The organism is Sporomusa sp. 246TCP1, from assembly GCF_057319775.1.
This window is the reverse complement of record NZ_CM170492.1, coordinates 5,052,501-5,057,500: the sequence shown is the minus strand read 5'-3', so window position 1 is coordinate 5,057,500 and position 5,000 is coordinate 5,052,501. Positions and strand designations below refer to the sequence as shown.

Genomic DNA, 5,000 nt, shown 5'->3' with positions numbered 1-5,000 from the left:
TCGCCAAGGAGTATTTTGCCTTGGAGGGTGGTCCCCCTGCTTCCCACAGGGTTCCTCGTGTCCCGTGGTACTCTGGATTCTGACCCTCAAACTCTGCTTTTCGCTTACAGGGCTGTTACCTTCTGTGGCCTACCTTTCCAGGTAGTTCGACTAAGCCTGGTTTGATTGTTGTCAGTCCTCAACCCCAAATCACCGAAGTGATTTGGTTTGGGCTCTTCCCCGTTCGCTCGCCGCTACTTAGGGAATCTCAATTGATTACTTTTCCTCCGGGTACTTAGATGTTTCAGTTCCCCGGGTGCCCTCCTAACTTACGTTAGGTGACGGTGCATTACCACCGCCGGGTTCCCCCATTCGGAAATCCAGGAGTCAAAGCTTGCTTGCAGCTCTTCCTGGCATATCGGAGCTTACCCCGTCCTTCGTCGGCTCTTGGCGCCTAGGCATCCGCCGTATGCCCTTAATAACTTGACTTATTTAGTCTTGTTGCTACTACTTTGTCGACTGTCTATAAACGGCCATCTGCGTTGTTGCTACTGTGCTCCGGTGCTCAACGTACAACTTGTACGCCTCCGCTCCGGTGCTCGCTGCGCCTAGCATCTGTCCATTTCTAGCCAGTCTCTCGGCTATATTTTACTATGCCGAAATATTTTGCCTTCAGTTCGTCCTAATTGCGCTTCGTTAAGTTACTTCACATATTTGCATATGAGAGGTAATTTTACTTTGCTTTCTTCTGTGCAGTTTTCAAGGAACAGTGGAACATCTATATTATCAGAACCACTTGTATTTTTCAACAAGTAAGTTCTGGCAACTTTCGTTCCAAAACCAGCAACTTCCTAATCTCCCAGGCCGTTTCCAACCAAGTACCTTCGGCGTTTGTGGGCTTAATTACTGTGTTCGGTATGGGAACAGATGGAACCCCACAGCTATCGTCACTGGATATTTTGTTTTCAGGAATACTAATGTTATCATACTTACTCGTGTTTTTCAACAAGTAATTTTTGGTAACTTGCATTCCCTCAAAACTAAACAATGTAAGAGTGTTCATCTGCCAAGATGTACCGACCTAGAAGTTAGTTCAGTTGTTACGCTGAACGGTTCTCCCTAGAAAGGAGGTGATCCAGCCGCACCTTCCGATACGGCTACCTTGTTACGACTTCACCCCAATCATCGGCCCCACCTTAGACGGCTAGTTCCATTGCTGGTTACCCCACCGGCTTCGGGTGTTGTCAACTTTCGTGGTGTGACGGGCGGTGTGTACAAGGCCCGGGAACGTATTCACCGCAGTATGCTGACCTGCGATTACTAGCGATTCCGACTTCACGGAGGCGAGTTGCAGCCTCCGATCCGAACTGAGAGCTTGTTTATGCGTTTGGCTTACCCTCGCGGGCTTGCTTCGCTTTGTTTAAGCCCATTGTAGTACGTGTGTAGCCCAGGACATAAGGGGCATGATGACTTGACGTCATCCCCGCCTTCCTCCGCATTGTCTGCGGCAGTCTCCCTTGAGTTCCCGCCTTTACGCGCTGGCAACAAAGGATAAGGGTTGCGCTCGTTGCGGGACTTAACCCAACATCTCACGACACGAGCTGACGACAGCCATGCACCACCTGTTTTCGTGTATCCCGAAGGATAGGAACTAATCTCTTAGCTTTTCACTCAATGTCAAGTCCTGGTAAGGTTCTTCGCGTTGCGTCGAATTAAACCACATACTCCACCGCTTGTGCGGGCCCCCGTCAATTCCTTTGAGTTTCAACCTTGCGGTAGTACTCCCCAGGCGGGGTACTTATTGCGTTAGCTTGCGGCACAGAAGGGGTCGATACCCTCTACACCTAGTACCCATCGTTTACGGCCAGGACTACCGGGGTATCTAATCCCGTTCGCTCCCCTGGCTTTCGCGCCTCAGTGTCAGACACAGTCCAGAAAGTCGCCTTCGCCACTGGTGTTCCTCCCAATATCTACGCATTTCACCGCTACACTGGGAATTCCACTTTCCTCTCCTGCACTCAAGATTTCCAGTTTCCTGCGCCTATACGGGGTTGAGCCCCGCACTTAGACACACGACTTAAAAATCCACCTACACGCCCTTTACGCCCAATAATTCCGGACAACGCTTGCCACCTACGTATTACCGCGGCTGCTGGCACGTAGTTAGCCGTGGCTTCCTCCTTTGGTACCGTCATTGCTCTACATTATTCACATAGAACACGTTCGTCCCAAACGACAGAGCTTTACAATCCGAAGACCTTCTTCACTCACGCGGCGTTGCTCCGTCAGACTTTCGTCCATTGCGGAAGATTCCCCACTGCTGCCTCCCGTAGGAGTCTGGGCCGTGTCTCAGTCCCAGTGTGGCCGTTCATCCTCTCAGACCGGCTACTGATCGAAGCCTTGGTGAGCCGTTACCTCACCAACTAGCTAATCAGACGCAGACCCATCTCTAAGCGGTAGCATATTCAGAGGCCACCTTTCTTATCTTAGTCATGCGACTAAGATACCACATTCGGTATTAGCACCACTTTCGCGGTGTTGTCCCCAATTTAGAGGCAGGTTGTCTACGCGTTACTCACCCGTTCGCCACTAGGAGTTATTACTAACTCCCCGTTCGACTTGCATGTGTTAGGCACGCCGCCAGCGTTCGTCCTGAGCCAGGATCAAACTCTCCAATAAAATATTATTGAAGCCATTTGTTGGCTCTATAAATCAATTAAATAGAAATTGTTTTTGGTTTTATATGTCGCAAGTGACATACAACCGCACATCTGGCTTTTTGATGCATTTCTTACATTGTTCAGTTTTCAGGGAACGTTTTGTCGTTCGCATTGCGGCGACAGCTTTTATATATTATCACGTTTATTTCACCGTGTCAATATCTTTATTCTTAGTATTTCTTTCTGTCATTATTCTTGGCTTAGCTATATGCCTCGCTTGAACCGACTTGCCTATCTTATCATGCATTGCTTATTGGTGTCAATACTTCTGTCCATCTTTTTTTCTATAGAGAGATGGTAAAAAAGGTAAATCTATTGTTTTTTTATCGTAGCACACCATATCCTAACTTGTCAATAATTATTCACTCAATACTGAAAATTCTGTTTGTTAATATATATTTAACACCCATATAAAAGAACAGTCCGCGACCGGACTGTTCAATGACCAAGATCTACTATTTATTTTAGCACAGCACCCGTATTTGCTGAAGTCACTAACTTAGCATATCTGGCAAGATAGCCATTAGTTACCTTAGGCTTTGGTTGAACCCAGGCTGCTTTCCGGTTTGCCATGTCTTCATCACTTACTTTGATCTCAAGCTTACGCCCCGGAATATCAATACTAATCATATCGCCTTCCTCCACGAGGGCAATTGGCCCCCCCTCCATAGCTTCCGGGGAAATGTGACCAATACATGCGCCTTGTGTAGCACCGCTGAAACGCCCGTCAGTTAATAATGCCACCTTAAGACCCATACCAACAATTATGGCTGTCGGGTTTAGCATCTCCTTCATTCCCGGGCCGCCTTTTGGACCTTCATAGCGAATAATAACTACATTACCATCTTTAATTTTTTTACCGATAATAGCTTCAATAGCCTCTTCCTCGGAATTAAATACACGGGCAATACCTTCAAAGACAAGCATATCTTCTTTCACAGCGCTTTCTTTTACCACTGCACCATCAGGAGCTAAATTACCATTAAGAATAGCGATACCACCAGTCTTGCGATAGGGGGACTCAACTGTTTTGATTACTTCCGGGCGCAAAGTAGCAACATCTTTAATCCGATCACTGACAGTACCGGTTACTGTTAAAGCCTCAGTATGAATGCGCCCAAGCTTAGAAAGTTCTTTCATTACTGCAGAAATACCACCGGCTTCGTTAAGGTCTTGAATATGCTGAGTTCCGCTCGGACTTAACTTGGTTATATAAGGTGTCTTAGCACTAATTTCATCAAACAAATGCAACGGCAATTCAATTCCGGCCTCACGAGCAATGGCTGTAAGATGTAATACTGTGTTGGACGAGCCACCGATACCCATATCAACAGTCATGGCATTCTCAAAAGCCTGTCGGGTCAAAATATCACGGGCCTTAACATTACGTTTAACTAAATCAACAATAATTGAACCAGCTTGTTTTGCCAGCATGCGGCGCGCTCCAAAGTTTACTGCAGGAATTGTCCCGTTTCCAGGTAATGCTACCCCTAATGCTTCAGCCATACAGTTCATAGTATTAGCCGTAAACAGCCCTGCACAGGAACCACATCCAGGACACGCCGATTTTTCCATTTGGTCCATTTCCGGTGCTGTTATTTTCCCTGCTTCAAAAAGCCCTGCAGCCTCAAACATCGTGCTGACGCTAATATCCCGGCCCTGATAGCGTCCAGCCATCATCGGACCACCACTCATTACAATACAAGGGATGTTGATTCTGGCAGCAGCCATAAGCATACCTGGTACAATTTTGTCACAATTAGGAATGAGTACAAGTCCATCAAAACCATGACCGATTGCCATGGCTTCAACCGAGTCAGCAATAAGCTCGCGGCTAGGCAATGGGTATTTCATGCCATCATGCCCCATAGCAATACCATCACAAATACCAATAGCCGGAAATTCTACCGGCATGCCACCACCTGCAGCTACACCCATTTTTACGGCTTCAGCTACATCTTTAAGATGCATATGTCCAGGAATTATTTCATTAAAAGCATTAACAACGCCAATCATTGGTTTTTCTAGTTCTTGTGGAGTATAGCCCATGGCATAGAACAAAGAGCGATGCGCCGCCCGGGTTGATCCTTTTTTAACAATATCACTTTTTAAAATCATGAATTTATCTCCTTTCTGATATGAACACCTGTTGTCTGTCACGGACATTTTTCCTTTTTAAGTAGCCGGACAATTAACACTGTATTAAGTATTCAACAAAATATCTTCAAATCCTTGCACTATCTTTTTCTCTTGTTTTTATTTTTCTTGGAAGGTTTCTGTTTATTTACTTTACTAGCTATC

2 protein-coding genes and 3 rRNA genes (2 of these 5 cut by a window edge) are annotated in these 5,000 nt (G+C 46.3%); all 5 read right to left on the bottom strand.

The window, feature by feature from the left end; translation table 11 throughout:
* Positions 1-468 (bottom strand): 23S ribosomal RNA (locus tag AC1ECB_RS24010); it reaches 2,449 nt to the left of the window's first position.
* Between the two features lie 349 nt (positions 469-817).
* Positions 818-934, bottom strand: a 5S ribosomal RNA gene (rrf, locus tag AC1ECB_RS24005).
* A 168-nt stretch (positions 935-1,102) separates the two neighbouring features.
* A 16S ribosomal RNA gene (locus AC1ECB_RS24000) occupies positions 1,103-2,658 on the bottom strand.
* The 16S, 23S and 5S rRNA genes sit together here, the layout of an rRNA operon.
* 500 nt (positions 2,659-3,158) lie before the next feature.
* A complete protein-coding gene (gene ilvD / locus AC1ECB_RS23995; RefSeq protein WP_485666147.1) occupies positions 3,159-4,817 on the bottom strand; it encodes a dihydroxy-acid dehydratase in 1,659 nt (552 codons plus the stop codon).
* Between the two features lie 119 nt (positions 4,818-4,936).
* A protein-coding gene (locus AC1ECB_RS23990) for a tetratricopeptide repeat protein (RefSeq protein ID WP_485666146.1) crosses the window boundary here: on the bottom strand, positions 4,937-5,000 show its 3' portion. 1,019 nt of this gene lie beyond the right edge of the window; only the last 64 of its 1,083 coding nucleotides appear in the window; its start codon lies off the right edge, out of view; the stop codon is at positions 4,937-4,939.